Source organism: Coriobacteriia bacterium (assembly GCA_013336165.1).
In the GTDB taxonomy this organism is placed as follows: Bacteria; Actinomycetota; Coriobacteriia; order Anaerosomatales; family JAAXUF01; genus JAAXUF01.
In genome coordinates, this window is record JAAXUF010000003.1 from 66083 (window position 1) to 87541 (window position 21459).

Consider the following 21459-nt stretch of genomic DNA (forward strand, 5'->3'; position numbering starts at 1 on the left):
AACACCCTTTCGCGCTAGCGTCTCTCGATCAGGAAGAGATCGCACGTGCCGGGTGCGCCGCTTGAGCCCTTCCATGCGATTATCGTCCCGTCCGATGAGGTCTTGACGAAATCCACGGCCTCCCGGAGTGGCGCGTACTCTTGCTGTTGCCCATGTTTCTGGTCGATGAGCTGCACCGTAAGCTTCCCATTCCGATCGACGATCACAAGCAGGTTGTCGGCGATTCTGAAGTAGTTGGCGATGAACCCGTCCTCCACAATCGGCACGAATCGCCGCTCCTCGATCGAGTAGTAGCCGAGCTGCTGAGCATTCCAATCCCACTCGTCCGTGGAAGTGAAGTTCACGGAATAGATGCGACCTCCTACCTCTTGAGCGTAGCCGGGATAGCGGAAGACCCCGTCAGAAAGAATGTAGCCCTCCTTGCCACCAGTCGCCGTGTCAAGAACGTTGTAGTACCCTGCTCCGTCGATAACGTCCGTCCAGACAAGCCGACTGCCGTTCCACGACGGGAAGTTATTGTAGAGATCCGGCAGCACTAGTGGAGCAACCACCGTCGTCTCCTGTGATTTCAGATTCCGCAAGACAATCTGGTGCGTACGCGAGGGCGTCAGGTCGTCCCACGCGACCAGGTCCCCATTCAGCGCAGGGGCGTAGAGATCTCGCGATGAAGACAGAACTTGCCGCTCCCCAGTAGCCACCGACTGCGCGAAGAGCTCGAGCCCCACATTCCAGACCAGCCAGCTATCGTTCGCGACAAACCAGCCAATCGCCTCGGAGTCCGAAGCCTCGACAATGATCTTGGCGGTCTTCGAATTGATGTCGTAGCAGATGAGCGCGTCTCCCTTGTCGGCCCCCTGACCTACGGTTGCGTAGATCGACGAACCGACCTTCTGTGGGTTACCGCAGTCGGCATATGGTAACCGCACACTCGTGACAGTGAACGGCTGGCTTTCCGTCTCGGTCGCGCTGCCCGAAAGCTTGCCGCATCCCGGAACCATCAGAAGCGCGACTGCAAGCGCAACAGCACACGAGGACTTCCACAGTCGCCTCGTGGCTACCATGCCATCGCCTTGTTTGTGCCTCTGACGTCAGCCTCATAGCAGGCCCGGCACAGTCCGTTGACGGTGGTGGATCCGACGTTCTCCCAGCGGATCCCGTAGTAGGCGCTGTTGTAGTGCGGATCGACACTACGCATCTTCATCGGACTGACGGTGTCGTTGATTCCGCTGATAGTCATGTAGTGGCGCGCGGAGACTCCGTTGTAGCGAGGGATGTACTTGGTCTCCACAAGAATGATCGGCGTCGTGGGGCTTGAGACCATGTACTTCAGCATCGTGCCGATCCTGTTCACGAAGGTCTCGTACGGATTTGCGGTATCGGTGATGTCTGAAGCCAAGTACGAGACAGAGCCGAATGTGCCGTTGTAGCGATTCAGTGCAGACGCGATACCGGTTGTCGTGCTGCCGGATGTGGTGGTTCCGATTCTGGTCGCCAACGTAGACTGCGATGGCAGCGCCGCCGATGAACCGCTGAACGCCTTGTGGAAACTCAAGGCCTGGCGGGCTGAGGCCACTCCGCACCAGTACGTAGTCTCCTGCCGATAGTTGGTCACGGGCCGCGTCACCAGTCCATAGGAGTTGAGCGACATCGTCGAAATGCCGCCCCCCGTGCGTATTCCGTTGGCAGCATCCTTTTCGGCACTGAGTGCCTGCAGTTGAGACTGGACTATCGGGGTCAGACTCGGGTCGTTAACAAGAGCGCCACTCTGGTTTGTCTTGCCCGAAGCGGCGAAAGCCGGGGTGGCCGATGCGGCCAACAGCAATACAACGAGTGTCGTTGCGATGAAAGGACTCTGTTTCATGAAGCATTCCCCCCCTGAACCGGGACGATGGATGTACCGCTACCACCTACTGAATTGATTGACTCCAGCGACTCTGATCTCGCCTCCTGTCCGCCGCACCGGTTGTCTCAGCCGCGCCCCCGGCGACCGCTACACACGCAGGACGAGCGTATGCTCCATGGCTTGCGCGAACCCTGCACAGACCTAATCCGGACCCATGCAGCAGGGAAATGTGGCGCAACAGCAAGAGCCCCGACATCTTCGCCGAGGCTCTTGCTGTTCTATGGTGCTGGCGCTCTGCTGTAGACAGGAAGCCTACATCATGCCGCCCATGCCGCCCATGCCGCCCATGCCGCCCATGCCAGCTCCAGCGCCGCCATCCTTAGCAGGCGCGTTGTTGACAGTGGCCTCAGTGATGAGGATGAGTGCCGCGATCGACGCGGCGTTCTGCAGCGCCGTGCGGGTCACCTTGACGGGGTCGATGACACCCATCTTCAGCATATCCCCATACTCGCCGGTCGCGCTGTTGAGGCCCTCGCCCTTGGGGAGCGTTTTGACCTTCTCAACCACGACAGAGCCTTCGAAGCCGGCGTTAGCGGCGATGGTCTTCATCGGGGCGATCAGCGCCTTGCGGATGATGTCGACACCCACAGCCTCATCGGCATTTGCGGGAACGATCGCGTCGAGTGCGGGCAGCGCGTCAACAAGCGCCACGCCGCCGCCGGCAACGATGCCCTCTTCGACTGCCGCGCGAGTCGCCTGAAGGGCGTCCTCTATGCGGTGCTTCTTCTCCTTGAGCTCGACCTCGGTGGCCGCCCCAACCTTGATGATGGCCACACCGCCGGAGAGCTTGGCGAGACGCTCCTGGAGCTTCTCCTTGTCGAAGTCTGAATCCGACTTCTCGATCTCGGCCTTGATCAGGTTGACGCGCGCCTTGATCTCGTCCTCGGATCCCGCACCGTCAACGATGGTGGTGTTTTCCTTGGTGATCTTGACGGTCTTGGCTCGGCCCAGCATCTCCAGCGTGACGCTCTCAAGCTTGGTGCCGAACTCCTCCATAATTGCCTGCCCGCCGGTGACGATCGCGATGTCTTCCAGCATGCGCTTGCGACGATCGCCGAAGCCCGGAGCCTTGACGGCGACGGCGACAAAGGTCCCGCGCAGCTTGTTGACGAGCAGTGTCGAAAGAGCTTCGCCGTCGACGTCCTCGGCGATGATGAGGAGCTGCTTGCCGGCCTTCATGACCTTCTCGGCCACGGGGAGCAGATCGTTGATCGAGCTGATCTTCTGACCGGCGATGAGGATGAGCGGATCGTTAAGCACCGCTTCCATGCGCTCCGGGTCGGTGACCATGTAGGGTGAGATGTAGCCCTTGTCGAACTGCATGCCCTCGACGGTGTCGATGTCGATGCCGAAGGTCTGGGACTCCTCGACGGTGATGACGCCGTCCTTGCCCACGACATCCATCGCTTGGGCGATCTTGTCGCCGATCTCGTCATCGGCCGCCGAGATGGACCCGACGTGCGCGATCTCTTCCTTGGTTTCGATCTCTTTGGCGTTCTTCTTGATCTCGACCACGATCGCGTCCACGGCCTTCTCGATGCCGCGGCGAATGGCGAGAGGGTTGGCACCTGAGGTGACGTTGCGCAGGCCCTCGGTCACGATGACCTGGGCGAGCAGCGTCGCGGTGGTGGTACCGTCGCCCGCGACGTCGTTCGTCTTGACGGCGACTTCCTTGACGAGCTGAGCGCCCATGTTCTCGAGGGCGTCCTCAAGTTCGATCTCCTTGGCGATGGTCACACCGTCGTTGGTGATGGTGGGCGCGCCATACATCTTCTCAAGCACCACGTAGCGGCCTTTGGGGCCAAGCGTGACTTTGACGGCGTCGGCAAGCTTGTTGACGCCCGCAGCGAGGCCGTGACGAGCCTCTTCGTTAAAACGGATCTCCTTAGCCATTCCGGAAGTCCCCTTTCAGTTAATTACGGACAAATCGGACGTTGAGCGAGCCCAAGACTAGACGACGATTGCGAAGATCTCGTCGGTGCGCAAGATCTTATACTCCTCTTCGTCGACCTTGATGTCCTGGCCGCTGTACTTGCCGTAAATGACGACGTCCCCGACCTTGACATCCATCGGGATGCGCTTGCCGGATTCATCACGCTTGCCCTCGCCTACCGCAAGCACAGCGCCGCGCGCGGGCTTCTCCCTGGCGCCCTCTGCAAGGATGAGACCGCTCTTGGTCACTTCCTCGGCTGCCGCCACCTTGATGATGACGCGATCTCCCAAAGGCTTCAGATTCATTCGCGTTCCTCCTACCTTTCAGTCTGATATTTCCTGACAGTGTCCTTGGCGCAGTTCTTTCGAGCTTTAGTCTTGCCCGGGCGGACGCATCTCGCTTTCGCCCTCAGGTGTTTGGCACCCCGCTCGTAGAGTCTACCCCGACTGCTGGCACTCCGATCACCTGAGTGCCAACATAGGCGATTCTATCGTTACCTTCGAGGAGGTTCAAGAGAAAAGAACGCGAATCCCCACAGATCTGACAACTGCGCACTCAGATTTCTTCGTCAGCACAGGTGTCTACTCTGTGTCGAGTCGCCAATTTGGCAGCGGCTCGGCGTCGAGTGACAGCCTGTCGCCGCACAAGAAGCGATAGTGTGCCGCGGCGGCGATCATTGCGGCATTGTCGGTGCACAGCGCCATCGGCGGCACGCTCACGTGAACGCCGAGCGCCCCTATCGCCGAGACGAGCGCCGAGCGCAGCGCAGGGTTGGCTGCAACGCCGCCGGCCAGACAAAACGTGGTCGCACCGGTCTCCTTGACAGCGCGAACCGCTTTGGATACCTGCACGTCGATCACTGCCTGCTGGAACGAGGCCGCAAGATCGGGAATGTCGATCTCGCGCCCAGCCTCCCGCTCGTGGCGGATGTGGTTGATGACGGCAGTCTTGAGCCCCGACAGCGAGAACGCGTAGTCGCCGGATCGCATCATTGCCCGCGGGAAGTCGATCGCTGCAGGATCGCCGGTCTCGGCCATGCGCGAAAGAATGGGTCCACCGGGATAGCCTAGTCCAAGCACCTTCGCGACTTTGTCGAACGCCTCGCCGGCAGCATCGTCCAGCGTTTCGCCGAGGGTGTGGTAGCGCCCCCACTCCGGCATGTGCACAAGCGACGTATGGCCGCCGGATACCAGAAGGGCCACCAGTGGTGGTGCAACCTGTGGATCGGCGAACACGTTTGCAAAGATGTGGCCTTCGAGGTGATTCACCCCCACAAGGGGCAGTCCGGTCGCCATCGCAAGCCCCTTCGCGTAGGCCACGCCCACCACCAGTGCGCCGACAAGACCCGGGCCCTGCGTCACCGCTATCGCATCGAGATCGGCGAACTCCAGCCGGCCGCCTTCGAGGCCGAGCGCCGTACCGGCTTGCTGCATCGCCTCCTCGACCACGCTGACGATCGCCTCGGTGTGCTTGCGGCTCGCGATCTCCGGCACCACACCTCCGAAGCGCGCATGGAAGACGATCTGGCTCGCCACGACATCGCCGAGAAGTTCCCGCCCGCCCCTCATGACGGCGGCGGCAGTCTCGTCGCACGAGGACTCGATCGCGAGAATGAGGTCGTCGGTGCGGAGGGCTTCTCGGCGCAGTTCGCACACTGCACATCCGCGATCGGACTCCTCCTCGGCAGGGAGGTCTCCCCACATGATGACGGCCGGCTCGCCCGTGTCACTGTAGTAGCCGGGACGCAGGCCGACCTCCTCCAGCCCGTGCGCGCGATAGAGAGCGATTGCGGCCGCGTTGCCGGGGCGCACCTCAAGCGTCATTCGCTCAGCACCAAAACCGCGCGCATCGCGCATGGCGCTTTCGAACAATAGTCGGCCGATTCCCTCGCGCCTGCGGTCATTCCGCACGGCGATATCCATAAGGTGCGCCTCGTTGCCGACGATCATGACACCCGCGTAGCCAACCAGCGAACCGTCACCCTCGTCCTCGGCGACGAGATAGAGCCTTCCTGGGGCGCAGAGCTCGTCATCGAACATGCCTCGCGTCCACGGGTCGGAAAACGACGTCGCCTCGATCGCGCTTACGGCGGCAATGTCATCGTGGCGCATGTCGCGCAGTACGACGCTCATCGGCAGGTTCCCCCCGCCTCGCCCGCGGCTTTGATGCGCGCGGCCTCGTCTTCCTCGGCGTCAGAGAGACGCGTGTAGACGGGCAGAACCTCGCCCGCCTCACCCGAGCCTTCCGCGCCGTCGGCCAGAAGAGCCGAGAACGCGCCGAAGAGCCCATAGCCCGAAGGCGCCCACTTCGCTTCGTCAACCGCCATTGCCCGGTCGCCCAGCGCCGAGGTGAACCGCGGGCCATACTTGCGCAGGCCGTTGCCCGCGAGCAGGAGCGGCTCGCCGAGCGCGGCCCATTCGCCCGCGACCTCGTCGGGTTTGGCGACGCGGTGGGGCGTCAAGCGCTCTGCACGGCCACCACCAAGGCGGAACAGCGCCGGGTAGACCTCGCCGCGCATGGCATCGCCGACGACGCCCAGAAGCGCGTGCTTGTCGGCGAACCCCCAGGCGATGGCGTCGAGCGTGCCGACCCCGTACAGGGGAACGCCGAGGCCGTGCGCGAGGCCCTTCGCGGTCGCGACACCGATGCGCACGCCAGTGAACGAGCCCGGCCCTCTGCCAACGATGACCGCGGAGACATCGCGCGACGTCACACCGCCGGCCGCGAGGAGCGATTCCGCTATCGGAAGCACGCGAGACATCGCCGCACGAGGCGCGTCAACTTCGGCACTCGCGACGACCTCGATGTTGTGTGCAGTACGCCAGGCAAGCCCCACGACGGTGACTTCGGTGGCGGTATCGAGCGCGAGGAGCAGTTGCCTCACAGCCCTTCACCCGCCGAGACATTCACGCCCGCGGCATCGGAGCACGCGTCCACCCACGCCCTCACAAGCGCAGCACCGCGCTTTCCGCGCGGCTCGAGCTCGATCTCGCGCGTTTCGTCGCCCGTGATCGTGAATCGCACGATCACGCATTCCTCCGGGACAGCCGAGGGGAAGCGGTCCCCCCACTCGACGAGCGAGACTCCATCGGCTTCGAGCGTGCCCCAGTAGTCGATGTCTTCGAGCTGCTCGGCGGAGTCGAGACGGTAGATGTCGAAGTGGTGAAGCGGGATGCGCCCCTCGTGAATGCGCATGATGTTGAAGGTCGGGCTGGTCACCGGCTCGACTACGCCCAGCGCCCGCGCCACGCCCTTGGTCAGGCACGTTTTGCCCGCACCCAAGTCGCCGGAGAGGATGAGCACGTCACCAGGCACCAGAAGCGGGGCAAGCTTCTCACCGCACTCCTCGGTCGCTACGGCGCCGGCGGTGCGCAGAACGCAGGTGGCCATCATCGCCCCGCAGCCAAGAGTTCACGCAGAAGCCCGAAATCGGCGAAGAGGTCGTCACTCTTGGTGCGGTCATAGATAGCCGCAGCAGGGTGAAAGATCGGCAGCACCGTGAAACGGCCGGCATGCGCAACCTTTCCGCGCAGCTGGGTGATGCCGGTCTCCGTGCGCAGAATCGCCTTCGTGGAGTGGTTTCCCAGCGTGACGAGGATCTCGGGTGAAATGAGCCTGGCCTGTTCGCGAAGGAACGGCATGCACGTCTCCTTCTCGACCGGCTCGGGATCGCGATTGCCGGGCGGGCGGCACTTCACCATGTTGGCGATGTAGACCTCGTCGCGAGTCAGGCCGGCATGCGCGAGAAGGTCGTTTAAGAGCTGGCCCGCCGCCCCAACGAACGGCTCCCCCTTCAGGTCCTCGTTCTTGCCCGGAGCCTCGCCGATCAGCATCACGCGGGCATGAGGATCCCCCACGCCAAACACCAGCTTCGTGCGCGTGTCGCCTAGCGGACAGCGATGGCAATCGCCGATGAGTTCGCGGAGTTCATGCAAGTCGGCACATCCAAAGCCTGACACCTGTTCACCTAGATCCACGTGGAGACTTCGGAAAGCGGCCTGCGCGCCGGACGCCCGGCAGACTCCGCCGAATAGCCGATGGGCAGTATCACCAGCGGTTCAATGGGAGCAGGAATCCCAAGCGCTTCGGAAACCGCCTTCGCGTCGAACGCGCCGACCCAACAGGAGGCGAGTCCCCTGTCGACAGCGGCAAGCAGGATGTTCTCGGCAGCTGCAGCGGTGTCCTGGATGGCGTAGAGGCGCTCGCCGCGCTCGGAGTAGCGCGCAGCACACGGCCGGGGATCGACGGAGACGACAATCACGACCGGGGCGCCGGTAGCCCAGCGTTGGTGCAGTGCGCCGGCGAGACGCTCGCGCGCTTCCGCCGAGCGGACCACGGTGAAGCGCCATGGCTGGATGTTGCCGGCCGTCGGAGCGGCCACCGCCGCATCCAACAGGTAGTTGATGTCCTCATCGGAGACTTCGCGTTTGCTGTTGAAGTGGCGCACGCTGCGCCGTTTGGCGATCAGTTCCGAGAAATCCATCCTAGGAGCTCCTTGTGATGCTTGGCTGTCGTTATCAGGCAGCACGTCAAGTGCGGCTGTCACATTCTAGACCAGCGCTCCGACAGCTGCAGCAGTCGCCCGCAAGGTCACCGTGGAGAGAGCCGCAGAAGAAGACGAGTCTAGACGTACACCCGTTCCAGCCGCGCGCCAAACGCGCATGACAGCTCGTAGTTGATGGTGCCCGCGCGCTCGGCGAGGTCGTCGAGCATGATCTGCCCGCGGCCCTGCCGCCCGACGATGACGGCTTCGTCGCCCATCTCGGCCGAGACCCCGCGCGGCACTTCGACCATCAGCTGGTCCATGCACACGCGCCCGATCTGCCGACAGCGCACCCCGCCGATGAGGACTTCCATGTTGTTGGACAACACGCGGTGAATGCCGTCAGCGTAACCCAGCGGAAGCGTGGCGACCGTGGTCGGCGCCGCCGCCGTCCACGTGAATCCGTAGCTGACGCTCTCGCCCACGCCGATGCGCTTCACAAGCGAGAGTCGCGCCTTCAGGGTCAGGATCGGCTCGAGCTCGATGTGTTTGTACGTGCTCGGCGCCGGGTGCAGTCCATACAGCGCGATCCCACAGCGCACCATGTCGAAATGCGCGTCCGGCCACAGTATGGTGCCCGCGCTGTTCGCAGCGTGTACGATTCCGGGGTCCACGCCCTCGGTCCGCATGACCTCGAGCGCATCGGTAAACCGCTCCAACTGCCGCCTGACCTCCCAGTCGCCTGGCACGTCCGCGGTTGCTAGGTGGGTAAACGTACCCTCCAGCGCCAAGCCGCCCAACCCCGACTGCCAGCGCGCAAACTCCGCAACGTCTTCGGCCCTCACGCCGCTGCGGTTCATGCCGCTGTCGACCTTCAGGTGGTAGTGCGCCCGGGCTCCGCCGGAAAGCGCCCGTGCGGAGAGCGCGGAGGCAAACTCGCGCGTCGTGACCGCGGGAATGACGTCTTTGGCCAGCAGCGCCGGAATTGCCGAGACCGGCGGCTCGGAAAGAAGCTGCAGGGGCGCCCTCAGGCCCGCTGAGCGCAGTTCCAGCGCCTCATCGACAGTGGCCACGCCCAGACGGTCCGCGCCTGCCGAGACGGCTGCGCGCGCGACTCGCACCGCGCCGTTGCCATATCCGTCAGCCTTGACGACTGCCATGAAACCCGTACCGGGACGCGTCTTGGCCTTGAGCGTACGCACGTTGCGACCAAACGCCGCCAGATCGATTTCGGTCCATGCCCAACGACGATCGGTCACTTCTCGGCGCCCCCGACAATCGAGCGCAGCACGTCGGACTTCGTGACGATGCCGATAACCACGTCGCCATCGAGCACGGGAATCCTTGAGACATCGCGGTCAACAAGCAGCGTGGCGACATCTTCGATGCTCGCCGATCCCTGAACGGTCACCGGATTCTTGGTCATGACGTCGTCCACCGTTGCGGCAACCGCCTTTCGAAGCTCGCTTTCGAAACGCGCCGTCGAAGGTGGATACATGAAGAAGCCGTCAAGAAGGTGAATGTAGGTCGGATACTCAAGCTTGATGTCCTTGATGATCAGGTCGCCCTCGGTGACCAAGCCCACGAGGATTCCGTTCTCGACCACGGGCAGTGCGCCGATCCCCTTGTCCACCATGAGACGCGCGGCGTCGGTGACCGACACTTCGCGTCCAACCGTCACAGGATCAGGCGTCATGATGTCGCGCACGGAACCTTCTGCCATCATCGTCCTCCTAGCGCTCTCGTATCGATTGTCTTGCCGCGAGTATTCTTCGCGCCGAGCAAACCGGCGACCGCGACCGGCAGATAGCCCGGCACGTCCTCGGCGGTCACACACACCGGCGTCAGCACCTCCGCCGCCGCTTCCCCCGCGCGTCCATGCAGGTACGCGCCGAGCGCACCCGCCTCAAGGGGCCCAAGCCCCTGTGCGAGCAGTGCGCCGATCACCCCTGACAGCACGTCACCGGTTCCCGCCGTAGCAAGAGCTGGAGTACCCGACGTGTTGATGACCTGCCGATCCGCCCCGCTGGTAATGGTTCCTGCACCTTTGAGTACCACGGCACGCATCTGCCCTGCCAGCATTCCTGCTGATGACAGCCTATCACTCTGAACCCGTTCCACGCTCGTCTTGAGCAACCGCGCCAGCTCTCCGGGGTGCGGCGTCATCACGACGGGGCCGACAAGGCCTCGCACAAGGTCCGTCCCATTCGCCAAGGCGTTCAAGGCGTCGGCGTCCAGCACGACCGGCACTTTGAGCCGCAGCACAACCTCCCGCACAGCCGCGACCGCGCCGGGAGCCACTGTCAACCCGGGGCCAAGCACCACTGCATCGGCGTTCTCGGCCAGACTGAGAACCTCCTCGGCCGCCTCGGCCGACAGTGCGCCATCGGTACCTTCGGGAAGTCCCACAACAGGGACCGCAAGCAGATGGCACTGCGCGATCGGAACGACCGATCGCGGAACAGCTAGGCGCACATAGCCCGCCCCGGAGCGCATGGCGCCCTTCGCCGCAAGAATCGCCGCCCCCGGATACGCGAGCGACCCTGCGACCACCAGCACCCGCCCGCGCGAGTTCTTGTGCGCGCCGAGTGCCGGAACCGGGAGCAGCGCAGCGTAGTCGGCAGAATCCCAAACCTCTGCAACTCCGGGAACAGGCACAAGAAGACCCGTCCCCACGTCGGCCACGACCATCTCACCAACATAGCCAGCACCGGGGTAGGTCAGCAGCCCGAGTTTGGGGGCCGCGAAGGTTACCGTGCAGTCGGCACGCATGGCGCCGCCCGGTACCGCGCCGGAGTCGGCGTCCACACCGGTCGGCACGTCGACAGCCACCACGAAGGCGTTGCCAGCGTTCGCAGCATCGACCCAGGCTCCGATCGGCGCACGAGGTGCACCCGACACTCCCGTGCCGAGGAGCGCGTCAACGATCACCGCAGCCTCGGCCAGCTCGTCGGGAGCAGGCGAGCCGAACGGCACGCGCCACTGCACCCCGCTCGCAATCGCGTCGCGGGCGGCCTCCGCGGCAATGCCGGAGAGTTCGCCCGGATTGCGCACCGAGAGCACCTTCACGCTTCTGCCGGCCGCCTTCAAGTCACGCGCAGCCACCCAGCCGTCGCCGCCGTTGTTGCCCGGTCCGGCCAGCACCACCACGTCGCCGCATGCGGCTTTCTCGGCGACGACGCGGGCGACCTGGAGACCTGCCGAGCGCATCAGCGACGCCAGAGAGACTCCTGCGCTCACGGCCTCTTCCTCGACGGCCCGCGTCTGTGCTGCTGTCAGCGTGCGAAACACCCCAGTCCCCTCCTCCGCTCGCAGACCAACTGACTCAAAGAAGAGCCTACCCCAGACCGCCCCGTTCTTGCCCCTTCTCGGGGGAAACTTCATCGAGTAGGAAGCGCGCCTCCTTGAAGGACGCCGCCAACTGAGCGCGGGTGTCCGGACGCTCATCGCGCGTCGGCCGAGCCTCCTGGGTGATCGCGACGGCCGAAGCGACCGCTGTCACGTGGGTGAACGACAGCGACAGATGCATCTCGACCACGCCGAGCTCTGCGGCCCGCTCGGCGGCCCGGCCCGAAAGGCGCGGCACCGGCCGTCCGCTCGCCTCGCGCATAACCTCCACGTCGGTGAACCTCATCCCCCGAAACCCGGTGCCGAGTGCTTTGAGCACGGCCTCCTTGGCTGCGAATCTCAGCGCGTAGTGCACCTCGGGCCGCGAGCGCTTATCGCAATACGCGCGCTCTTCCGCCGAGAACAGCCTCTCCTTCAGGAGCGGCCGACGGGCGAGCGCGACCTTCATCCTCTCGATCTCGACGATGTCGACACCCAATCCGGTGATCATCGGGGCTACTCCACCGTCACAGACTTGGCGAGGTTGCGGGGCTGGTCAACGTTGCAGCCCCTATGCTTGGCGATGCGGTACGCGAGCAGCTGCAACGGCACGGTCGCAGGAATCGCCGAGAGTGCCTCGATCACCGGCGGTATGTACAGCACGCACTCGGCGTAGTTCCGAATGTGCTCGTCACCTTCGGTCGCAACCGCAATGACGTGGGCGCCGCGAGCGCGAACCTCCTGGATGTTGCTCATGACCTTGTCGTACGTGCGCCCCTTGGTGGCCACCACGACGACGGGAAGCTCATCGGTTATGAGCGCGATCGGACCGTGCTTCATCTCGCCGGCCGGATAGGCCTCGGCATGGATGTAGGAGATCTCCTTGAGTTTGAGCGCCCCCTCCATCGCCACAGGCACGCCCATCCCCCTGCCGAGGAAGAGCACACTCTTCGCATCGCCGAAGACCCCCGCACAGTCATCCAGAGAACCTGTATCGGCAAGTATCGCTTCCACGATCTCGGGAATCGCCGAGAGGTCCGCAAACAGGGAGGCGACCTTCTCCGAGGTCAGCAGGCGCTTGGCCTGCGCGAGCTTGAGCGCCAGCACCGTGAGCGCGGCAATCTGCGCGGTGAAGGTCTTCGTCGCCGCGACGCCAATCTCGGGACCGGCGTGGGTGTAGATGACGCCGTCGGCCTCTCTCGTCACGCGCGACCCCACGACGTTCGTGATCGCGATGACCTTGCCGCCACGATCTTTCGCTTCGTGAATCGCCGCCAAGGTGTCTGCGGTCTCTCCCGACTGGGTGATCGCCACACACAGCGTCTTCTCGTCGACAATCGGGTCGCCATAGCGGAATTCGCTTGAGCACTGCACCTCGACTGGCACCCGAACCCACAGCTCAATGAGATTCTTGGCAACGTAGCCTGCGTGCAGGGACGTGCCGCACGCTACCACGTACACGCGGTCGATCGACTCGATCTGCTCCGGCGTCATCGCCAGCTCGGAAAGCTGGATGCTCCCATCCTCGCCCATACGCCCCCTGAGCGTCTCGCGTATGGCCTTGGGCTGCTCAAAGATCTCCTTGAGCATGAAATCTTCGAAGCCGTTCTTTTCGGCGGCGTCGAGGTCCCACTGCACATGCATGAGTTCGGGTTCCACCGCGTTGCCGGCCATGTCTCGCACTGTAACGCCTTCGCTCGTCACAACAGCAATATCGCCGTCGTGTAGCGCGAGCACTTCGCGCGTGTACTCCAGCACGGCCGGGATGTCGCTTGCCACGATGTTCTCACCGTCGCCCAGACCGATGATGAGCGGCGAGTCCTTTCGGGCCGCGACGATGACGCCGGGCTGGCCGCGGTGAACCACCGCGATTGCGTAGCTTCCCTCAAGGTCGGCCATCGCGCGGGCGACCGCCGAGACGAGATCTCCGCGGTAGTGGCTTTCGACCAAGTGCACGATGGTCTCGGTATCGGTCTCACTACGCAAGACGTGCCCGGCCGCTGCCAACTGTTCGCGCAACTCGGCGTAGTTCTCAATGATGCCGTTATGGACCACGGCGATGCTGCCGGTGCAATCCGTGTGTGGGTGAGCGTTCTCTTCCGATGGACGCCCGTGTGTCGCCCAACGCGTGTGGCCGATGCCCGTCCCGCCGAGGAGAGGAGCCGCATCAAGCGCATTCCTCAAGTTGACAAGCTTGCCGACACGCCGCGTGATCTTGAGCTTGTCGCCTTCCAGTATCGCAACTCCGGCCGAATCGTATCCACGGTATTCGAGCCTGGCCAGACCGCTCAGGAGTACGTCACTGGCCCGTCTGGGGCCAACATATCCGACTATTCCGCACATAGCTGGATGAACCTCCGGTTTGTGGGAGTGTGTGTTTTCGCGCGGCCGATATGCCGCAATGAGCCCGCAGCGCCCTGCATGCCGGAGGCCGGGGCATCTGGCCCCTGTGAGTTGTGGAGAAACCGGTGCGATGCCGTCTCTGTCTCCGCAGTCACCCGCGGGCTTTCTTCGACACCGTCACGACCCCGGTTGGGGCCGGAGGGCCATCCGCCGAATACTTCGATGAGCCCTCTCCTCGTCAACTGGCGAAAATTCGCACGAGCCAGTTCCGGCGCTCTGCCATGCTGCTATCTCTCGGGTGGCGCTCCTCCCTGTCGGCACGAGTTCTCGTCACTGCAGTGTAGCAGCCCCAGAGCGCACAAAGCGATTACGGGTAGGTGACGGCAACCGCCTACCCCACGATCTCTAGCCGATCTCGGCGCGCACGACTTGAGCGATATCCTCGGCGAGTTCACGTGCCGTCGCCTCATCCGCAGCCTCGATCATGACCCTCACAAGCGGCTCGGTCCCCGACGCCCGCACAAGAACCCTGCCCGTGTCGCCAAGCGCATCTTCTGCCTTCAGAATCGCCTCGGCGATCCTCACATTAGCCGAGAAGCCGCCCTTGTCTCCCACCCGCACATTGACGAGTGTTTGCGGATAGCGGCGCATGACCTGCTTGAGTTCTGAGAGCGGTTTGCCGGTCACGTGAAGCACGGATGCGAGCTTGAGAGCCGTGACCAATCCGTCGCCGGTCGTATTGTGCTCAAGGAAGATGACGTGGCCGGATTGCTCACCGCCCAGCGTGGCACCTGAGTCTCTCATCTGCTCAAGGACGTAACGATCGCCGACAGCGGTCTTGATGACGCGAATGCCGCGTTCCCGCATGGCGATCTCGAACCCGAGGTTGCACATGACGGTCGAAACCACCGCGTCCAACGACAGGCGGCCGCCCTCGCGCAGATGCGCGGCACAGATTGCCATGATCATGTCGCCGTCGACTTCCGCACCGGTCTCGTCGATCGCAAGCATCCTGTCGGCGTCGCCGTCGTGTGCGATGCCGAGATCGGCTCCCTCACGCACAACAAGCTCCGCCAGCGGGGCCAGATGGGTGGAGCCGCACCCGACGTTGATGTCGAATCCGTCGGACTCGCAATTGAGGGCGATCACCGTGGCGCCGAGACGGCGCAAGGCCTCCGGTGTGATGCCCGACGATGCGCCGTGCCCGCAATCAACTGCGATGACCAGCCCCACAAGATCGCCCTCAACCGTGGCGATGCTGTGAGCGATGTAGCGTTCAACCGCGTCCTCGACTCGGAGAACCCGTCCAACCGCCGAGCCCGTCGGATGTGCCCAGTCACGCTCAGCGACACAGAAGGCCTCGATCTCGTCCTCGACCGCATCGGCGAGCTTGAAACCCTGGCGGTCGAAGAACTTGATGCCGTTGAACTCGGGCGGATTGTGCGATGCGGAGATGACCACACCGCCGTCGGCGCCCAGCTCACGGACCAGCAACGCGACCGCAGGAGTGGGAACAACGCCGGCGACAAGCGCATCCGAACCCGCCGAGCAGATCCCCGCTACGAGCGCCGCTTCCAGCATGTCGCCGGAAAGCCGGGTGTCTCGGCCGACCACGATGCGACCGCGGGCGGATCCGGCCAAGAACCGGCCTGCCGCTTCTCCCAGTTTGAGCGCGAGTTCCGGAGACAGCTCCGAGTTCGCTATTCCGCGGACGCCGTCCGTGCCGAAGAGTCGGGCCATGCTTTCCTCCCGGGGATGAAACGGGGCCCGCCGCTTCCGGCGAGCCCCGATCGAGACAACTGATGAGCCGCGGATCCTAGCGCTTGGAGAACTGCGGCTTCTTGCGGGCCTTCTTCAGACCGTACTTCTTGCGCTCGACCATACGCGGGTCGCGGCGCAGGTAACCCGCCTTCTTGAGGTCGGCGCGATAATCGTCGCCAGCCTCCAAGAGCGCACGTGCGATGCCGTGACGAAGCGCACCGGCTTGGCCGGAGACTCCGCCGCCCTCGAGCTTCGCGATGACGTCGAAGCGGCCGACGGTTTCGGTCGCCTTGAACGGAGTCTCGGCGAAGTTGACGAGCGCCGCCCGGCCGAAGTACTCGACCGCGGGCTTCTTGTTGATAGTCATGACACCCGTGCCGGGTATCAGACGCACACGGGCCACGGAGGTCTTGCGGCGGCCGGTGCCGTAGTAGACTGCCTTGATTTCAGCCATCTCGACTAGCCCTCCAGAGTGATCTCGCGCGGCTTCTGAGCTGCGTGAGGGTGGTTCGGACCGGCATAGACCTTGAGCTTACGGTTCATCGCCCGGCCGAGGGTGTTCTTCGGGAGCATGCCTTTGACGGCCTTCTCGATGATGCGCTCGGGGTGCTTGGCCAGCATGCGCTCGTAGGAGACCTCTTTGAGTCCTCCGATGAAACCACTGTGGCTGTAGTAGATCTTGGTTTCAGCCTTATTGCCGGTCAGACGGATCTTCTCGGCGTTGACAACGATGACGAAGTCACCGGTATCCACGTGCGGGGTGTACTGCGGCTTCGTCTTGCCTTTCAAGATCTGGGCGATCTGGCTGGCCAGACGGCCGAGCACGACGTCGGTGGCGTCAACAACAAGCCACTCGCGCTCAACTTCGCCTGTCTTGGCGTGGTAGGTCTTCACAAGTCCTCCAACAGATGTTTGCATGGAATTGTTCGAGTCAACCGTTTCACGGGGCTGGGAAACGAACCCTCACATAGTAGCCGCGAGCCTGCTGCACGTCAATCAGCACACGCATCCGGGTGTTCCCACACGTCGACAGGGTACTCGACCTTCCACAGCGTGAGTCCGCGAGCAGGTGCCGTCGGCCCTGCAGCAGACCGGCTGTGCGCCTTCAGCGCGTCGGCCACCCACCGTGGTTCTCGCCTGCCCACGCCCACCTCGACAAGCGTCCCAACAACTATCCGGACCATCGAGTGCAGAAATGCGTTGCCGACCACCCTCACGACCACGCATCGCTCGCCCAGGTGCTCTTCCTCAACGATGTCGATCTCGTCGATTCGCCGAAACGTGCGTTTGCCCTGCGCAGACTCCGTGACGCAGAACGACCTGAAGTCGTGCTCTCCTATGAGGTGAGCGGCCCCTTTGCGCATGGCGTCCAGATCGATGTCCTTCTTCACCCACCATGAGAAGCGCGCTAGGAACAGCGGTGGAACCGGGCCGGTGACAAGTCGATAGCGGTACTCCCGCGAGACTGCATCGAACCTCGCCGAGAACCCCGGTGGCGCTTCGCGCACTTCCGTCACAACGACGTCGTGGCCCACGAGCGCGTTGACTGATCGGAGCAATGACGTCGCCGGGAGCTCTTCGCCGTCGGAGTCGAAACTGACGACCTGCCCCAAGGCGTGCACGCCTGCATCCGTCCGCCCAGCGCACACGGTCTCCACCTCACGGCGAAGGACCGTCGACAAAGCAGTCTCAAGCCGTCCCTGCACGGTTTCAAGCCCAGGCTGCCGAGCAAACCCGGCGAACTTCGAGCCGTCGTAGGACACGGTGAGCACGAGCGCGTGAGGAGACGAATCATCCATCTTCATAGGGCTTTCAATATCGTCCATCGCAGGCACTAGAGTACGACCGCAGCCATAAGTACCGCTACCCCTGACGCCAGGATGATCCAGTCCACCGTGCGCATATGCGGCTGGTGCAAGCGCGTACGGCCCTCGCCGGTGTAGCAGCGCGATTCCATCGCAAGCGCGAGATCGTCCGCTCGGCGAAAGAGGTTCACGAACAGCGGTATGAGAACCGGCACCCACGCTTTTGCGCGCCGAACCGGTCCGCCTTCATTGAAGCGGGCGCCGCGAGCTGTCTGAGCAAGAGTGATCTTCTCGGCTTCCTCGGCAGTGGTCGGGATGAAACGCAATGCGATCGAGAACATCATCGCCACGTCGTCCACCGGAAAGCGAAACACGCGTAGGCCGCTCATGAGCCGTGCCAGAGCGTCAGTGAGGGCCACCGGCGATGTCGTAAGCGTGACGAGCGACGTGCTCACCACGATGAGTACGATACGCGCCGAGAAGAAGAGTCCCGTCGAAAGGCCGGATGCGTCTACACCCAGTGGACCGACGGACACCAGCGCCGATGAAGAATGAAGCCGCAGCGCGTTTACGGCCACGGTGAACAACAACAGCAAGGCGACAGGCTTGAGCCCGCGAAGTGCCAGTCGCGGCGGAACGCCGGAGAAGACAAGCGCGATGACCGCAAGCAACGCCGGCACCGCCAACCGTATCCAACCGTGGACCGCGAATACAAGTACGGTGAACGCGGCGGCCAGCACAAGCTTCACGCGTGGATCGAGGCGGTGCACGGGCGAGTCACCCGGGACGAACTGACCGAACGGCATCGGGACCGACACTATGCCCACCCCCCGGCCTCGGCCATATTTCTAGCAGCTTGCAGAGGATCGACAGCAAACGGCGCTTTCAGGTCGATACCACGGTCACGCGCCAGCCACTGCGCCCGGAGCACCTCGGGGGCATCCAGACCGGCACGCGCCAACACTCCGGGATCGGAAACCAGAGCCTCGGGCGCACCCACGAACACGGGGGCGCCAGCCGCCAGCACGAGCACCGCAGTCGCATCCTCCAAGAACTCCTCGGCGGAATGGCTCACTATGACAACCCCGGCGCGGTGTCGAATCTCGTGTACGAGCGAACGGATGGCGTGCCGGCCACCGGCATCGAGTCCGGCCGTGGGCTCATCGAGCAGCAGATACCGGGGATCCATCGCCAGCACGCCTGCAATCGCCACGCGCCGCGACTCCCCTCCCGACAGCGCAAACGGCGACCGCTCGCCATACTGCGCGGCATCCAGCCCGACTGCCAGCAGCGCGCTTTCTGCCACGGTGCGCGCCTCGGCAGCCGAAAGACCGAGATTGCGCGGACCGAACATCACGTCATCGCATACCGTGTCGGCAAAGAGTTGAGATTCAGGATCCTGAAACACAAGGCCAACCACCCCGCGGGCGCTTGATGAGTCGAGAGGCGCTCCATCGATCCGGATTTCGCCTGCCGAGGGTTGTACCAACCCGGCCGCCAAGCGCAAGAGTGTCGACTTGCCGGATCCCGTCGAACCGATCACGAGCACCAGATCGCCCGGTGCGACCTCTAGCGAAACTCCAGTCAACGCCTGCTGCGAGAACGTGGTCCCGCTGGAGTATGTGTATCCCACTGTCTGCATGCTCAGGGCCACAGCGACATCACCAGCTTCTCGGCGTCTGCAACGTCCCGCGGCACCGGGACACCCAGTCTGCGAAGTTCCTCGGCGAACCGAAGGAAGGGGGGCATCTCGAGCCCGCATTCCGCGAGCAGCCCAGGCTCAGCCAGGACTTCTCGCATGGTTCCTGCGAAGCGCACACTCCCCTTGAGCAGCACGACAACCCTGTCCGCATCAAACACGTCCGCGAGGTTGTGAGTGACGTGCAGAAAACCGTGCCCCTCCTTGCGAAGCTGCGCAAAGATGCCGAGAACCTCTGTTCGCCCCTGAGGATCGAGCATTGAAGTCGGCTCATCCACAATAAGGTACGCCGGCCGCATCGCCAAAGCACCCGCAATAGCGAGCCGCTGTTTCTGCCCGCCCGACAAAAGATGCGGCTCCCGGCGCTCCAATCCTGTCAGGCCGACAGCCGCCAACGCCTCATCAACGCGACTCCGTAGGTGCTCCCGCGCTAGGCCGAGGTTCTCGGGTCCGAAGGCGACCTCGTCTTCGACGCTCGTCGCGACTATCTGGTCGTCCGGACGCTGGAACACCATGCCCACACGTTCGCGCAACTCACGAACCCGCTGAGTGTCGCGTGTATCGATCCCGTCGACGGTAACCGTTCCGGAATCCGGCAGGAACAGTCCGTTCGCCATGCGCGCTAAAGTCGACTTACCGCTTCCGTTCGATCCCAAGACGGCAACCATGTCGCCGGGATGGACCTCGAGACTGACGCCCCGGAGCGCCGGTGCTCCGCCTTGAGCATCGTATGAGTACGCTATGTTCTCGAAGCGAATCAAGCTCGCAAGCTCTCTCTAAGACAACGGCACCACACGTACAGGAAAGACATATGAAAGGGGCCTCCAGCGGAGGCCCCTGCATAGTACCGCGAGCACGCACAATAACGCGCAAGTGGTTCCTTAAACGATCTAGTCAACCAGCTCCATGATGACCATGGGAGCCGCATCGCCCTTGCGGGGACCGAGCTTCAGGATACGGGTGTAACCACCCGGACGACCCTCGAACCGCTCGCGATCGTTAAACACCTTGGCAACCACTTCCTTGTTGTTGCCAAGTGCGGCGATGGCCAGACGACGCGAGTGCACGTCGCCCTTCTTGGCCCAGCCGATGATCTTGTCCACAAGTGGACGGACTTCTTTTGCACGGGCTTCCGTGGTCTTGATTCGCTCGCTCGTGAGCAGCCCGATCGCAACCCCTCTGAGGATAGACTTCGTATGGGATGCATCGCTGCCGAGCTGGCGGCCTTTAACTTGGTGTCTCATCGTTTGTGCTCTCCCACTACGGCTTCAGGCCCAGACCGACCTGCTGCAGTTTGTCCTTGACTTCTTCAATCGACTTCGCGCCGAAGTTCCTGATGTTGAGCAGATCATTCTCGGAACATTCGGTAAGCTGACCAACGGTGTTCACGCCCTGCCTCTTGAGACAGTTGTATGAGCGAACCGAAAGGTCAAGTTCCTCAATAGGAGTGTCCAAAACGCTCTCACCCTCGTCGGCAGCTGCAGCAAAAATGCCTTCGCCCTCCAACTCGGTCGAGGCCTGGTCGACGAAGAGCAACATGTGCTCCTCGATGATCCGGCCGGACCGCGCGACAGCGTCGCCCGGATCGATCGAACCATTCGTCTCGACCTCAAGCGTCAGCTTGTCATAGTCCGTACGCTGTCCGACACGTGTGTTCTCCACAACGTAGGTGCAGCGCGAAACCGGGCTAAACAGCGAGTCAACCGTTATCACGCCGATCGGATCTTCCGGACGCTTGTTGCGGTCGGCCGAGACGTACCCACGACCCACGCCTATCCGGATGCTCATCTCAAACTGCGCGCCCTTATTCAGGGTTGCAATCACATGCTCCGGGTTCATCAGCTCGAACTCGGAAGGAACCCGAAGATCCGCACCCGTGACAACCGCAGAACCCGTGACAGACAGCGTGGCGACTGCGTCGCCGGCGCCGATGCCGGTCTCACGGAACACGAGACCCTTCACGTTCAGCACGATGTCGGTAACGTCCTCTCGGACTCCGTCGATCGAGGCAAACTCATGCTGCTGACCCTCAATGCGAATTGAGGTTGCAGCTGCGCCCTGAAGCGACGACAGCAACACGCGACGCATGCAGTTGCCCAGCGTGTATCCAAAACCACGCTCGAGCGGCTCCACGACGTAGCGAGCTACCCGCTCGTCGATTCGGTCTACTTTGACCTGGGGCCTCATGAACTCTGTCATCCAGTA

General features: G+C 63.3%; 23 protein-coding genes. All 23 read right to left on the bottom strand.

The window, feature by feature from the left end; genetic code table 11:
• Positions 1–14: 14 nt before the first annotated feature.
• The 23 genes from HGA39_03140 to HGA39_03250 all read right to left on the bottom strand — a co-directional run bounded on the left by HGA39_03140 (position 15) and on the right by HGA39_03250 (position 21453).
• On the bottom strand, positions 15–1061 hold the full coding sequence (locus tag HGA39_03140) for a hypothetical protein (GenBank protein ID NTW28345.1): 1047 nt from the start codon (positions 1059–1061) through the stop codon (positions 15–17).
• Positions 1055–1861, bottom strand: coding sequence for a hypothetical protein (locus HGA39_03145; GenBank protein ID NTW28346.1), 807 nt, complete (start codon positions 1859–1861; stop codon positions 1055–1057). The genes HGA39_03140 and HGA39_03145 overlap by 7 nt, the downstream gene beginning before the upstream one ends.
• 294 nt (positions 1862–2155) lie before the next feature.
• Positions 2156–3796: a chaperonin GroEL gene (gene groL / locus HGA39_03150; GenBank protein NTW28347.1), complete on the bottom strand. Its 1641-nt coding sequence runs from the start codon at positions 3794–3796 to the stop codon at positions 2156–2158.
• A gap of 57 nt (positions 3797–3853) precedes the next feature.
• Positions 3854–4141, bottom strand: a complete 288-nt coding sequence (locus HGA39_03155) for a co-chaperone GroES (GenBank protein NTW28348.1) — start codon at positions 4139–4141, stop codon at positions 3854–3856.
• Positions 4142–4417: 276 nt separating this feature from the next.
• Positions 4418–5968, bottom strand: coding sequence for a tRNA (adenosine(37)-N6)-threonylcarbamoyltransferase complex transferase subunit TsaD (gene tsaD / locus HGA39_03160; GenBank protein ID NTW28349.1), 1551 nt, complete (start codon positions 5966–5968; stop codon positions 4418–4420).
• Complete coding sequence (gene tsaB, locus HGA39_03165; GenBank protein NTW28350.1) at positions 5965–6720, bottom strand: tRNA (adenosine(37)-N6)-threonylcarbamoyltransferase complex dimerization subunit type 1 TsaB; 756 nt, start codon at positions 6718–6720, stop codon at positions 5965–5967. Before tsaB ends, tsaD begins: the two co-directional genes overlap by 4 nt.
• Positions 6717–7211, bottom strand: coding sequence for a tRNA (adenosine(37)-N6)-threonylcarbamoyltransferase complex ATPase subunit type 1 TsaE (tsaE, locus tag HGA39_03170; protein NTW28351.1), 495 nt, complete (start codon positions 7209–7211; stop codon positions 6717–6719). Before tsaE ends, tsaB begins: the two co-directional genes overlap by 4 nt.
• A gap of 14 nt (positions 7212–7225) precedes the next feature.
• Positions 7226–7813: a uracil-DNA glycosylase gene (locus HGA39_03175; protein ID NTW28352.1), complete on the bottom strand. Its 588-nt coding sequence runs from the start codon at positions 7811–7813 to the stop codon at positions 7226–7228.
• Entirely contained in the window at positions 7804–8319 is a 516-nt protein-coding gene (locus HGA39_03180) for a nitroreductase family protein (protein ID NTW28353.1), read from the bottom strand. Before HGA39_03180 ends, HGA39_03175 begins: the two co-directional genes overlap by 10 nt.
• Before the next feature lie 140 nt (positions 8320–8459).
• A complete protein-coding gene (gene alr, locus HGA39_03185; GenBank protein NTW28354.1) occupies positions 8460–9578 on the bottom strand; it encodes an alanine racemase in 1119 nt (372 codons plus the stop codon).
• Positions 9575–10042: a CBS domain-containing protein gene (locus tag HGA39_03190; GenBank protein ID NTW28355.1), complete on the bottom strand. Its 468-nt coding sequence runs from the start codon at positions 10040–10042 to the stop codon at positions 9575–9577. Before HGA39_03190 ends, alr begins: the two co-directional genes overlap by 4 nt.
• Positions 10042–11610, bottom strand: a complete 1569-nt coding sequence (locus HGA39_03195; protein ID NTW28356.1) for an NAD(P)H-hydrate dehydratase — start codon at positions 11608–11610, stop codon at positions 10042–10044. Before HGA39_03195 ends, HGA39_03190 begins: the two co-directional genes overlap by 1 nt.
• 46 nt (positions 11611–11656) lie before the next feature.
• Entirely contained in the window at positions 11657–12157 is a 501-nt protein-coding gene (locus tag HGA39_03200; protein ID NTW28357.1) for a holo-ACP synthase, read from the bottom strand.
• Positions 12158–12162: 5 nt separating this feature from the next.
• The gene (glmS, locus tag HGA39_03205) at positions 12163–13989 is read right to left on the bottom strand and encodes a glutamine--fructose-6-phosphate transaminase (isomerizing) (GenBank protein ID NTW28358.1); all 1827 of its coding nucleotides are present in this window, start codon (positions 13987–13989) and stop codon (positions 12163–12165) included.
• A gap of 405 nt (positions 13990–14394) precedes the next feature.
• Positions 14395–15729, bottom strand: coding sequence for a phosphoglucosamine mutase (locus HGA39_03210; GenBank protein NTW28359.1), 1335 nt, complete (start codon positions 15727–15729; stop codon positions 14395–14397).
• Positions 15730–15805: 76 nt separating this feature from the next.
• Positions 15806–16204, bottom strand: coding sequence for a 30S ribosomal protein S9 (rpsI, locus tag HGA39_03215; protein NTW28360.1), 399 nt, complete (start codon positions 16202–16204; stop codon positions 15806–15808).
• Positions 16205–16209: 5 nt separating this feature from the next.
• Entirely contained in the window at positions 16210–16644 is a 435-nt protein-coding gene (gene rplM / locus HGA39_03220) for a 50S ribosomal protein L13 (protein NTW28361.1), read from the bottom strand.
• A gap of 98 nt (positions 16645–16742) precedes the next feature.
• A complete protein-coding gene (gene truA, locus HGA39_03225; protein ID NTW28362.1) occupies positions 16743–17555 on the bottom strand; it encodes a tRNA pseudouridine(38-40) synthase TruA in 813 nt (270 codons plus the stop codon).
• Between the two features lie 29 nt (positions 17556–17584).
• A complete protein-coding gene (locus tag HGA39_03230) occupies positions 17585–18373 on the bottom strand; it encodes an energy-coupling factor transporter transmembrane protein EcfT (GenBank protein NTW28363.1) in 789 nt (262 codons plus the stop codon).
• Positions 18373–19209 carry an ATP-binding cassette domain-containing protein gene (locus tag HGA39_03235; GenBank protein NTW28364.1) on the bottom strand — a complete coding sequence of 279 codons (837 nt, stop codon included), beginning with the start codon at positions 19207–19209 and terminating at the stop codon, positions 18373–18375. The genes HGA39_03230 and HGA39_03235 overlap by 1 nt, the downstream gene beginning before the upstream one ends.
• Positions 19200–20015 (bottom strand): energy-coupling factor transporter ATPase, encoded by an 816-nt coding sequence (locus tag HGA39_03240; protein ID NTW28365.1) that lies wholly within the window; start codon positions 20013–20015, stop codon positions 19200–19202. Before HGA39_03240 ends, HGA39_03235 begins: the two co-directional genes overlap by 10 nt.
• A 129-nt stretch (positions 20016–20144) precedes the next feature.
• The gene (gene rplQ / locus HGA39_03245; protein NTW28366.1) at positions 20145–20498 is read right to left on the bottom strand and encodes a 50S ribosomal protein L17; all 354 of its coding nucleotides are present in this window, start codon (positions 20496–20498) and stop codon (positions 20145–20147) included.
• 16 nt (positions 20499–20514) lie between these two features.
• Positions 20515–21453 carry a DNA-directed RNA polymerase subunit alpha gene (locus tag HGA39_03250; protein ID NTW28367.1) on the bottom strand — a complete coding sequence of 313 codons (939 nt, stop codon included), beginning with the start codon at positions 21451–21453 and terminating at the stop codon, positions 20515–20517.
• Positions 21454–21459 lie beyond the last annotated feature (6 nt).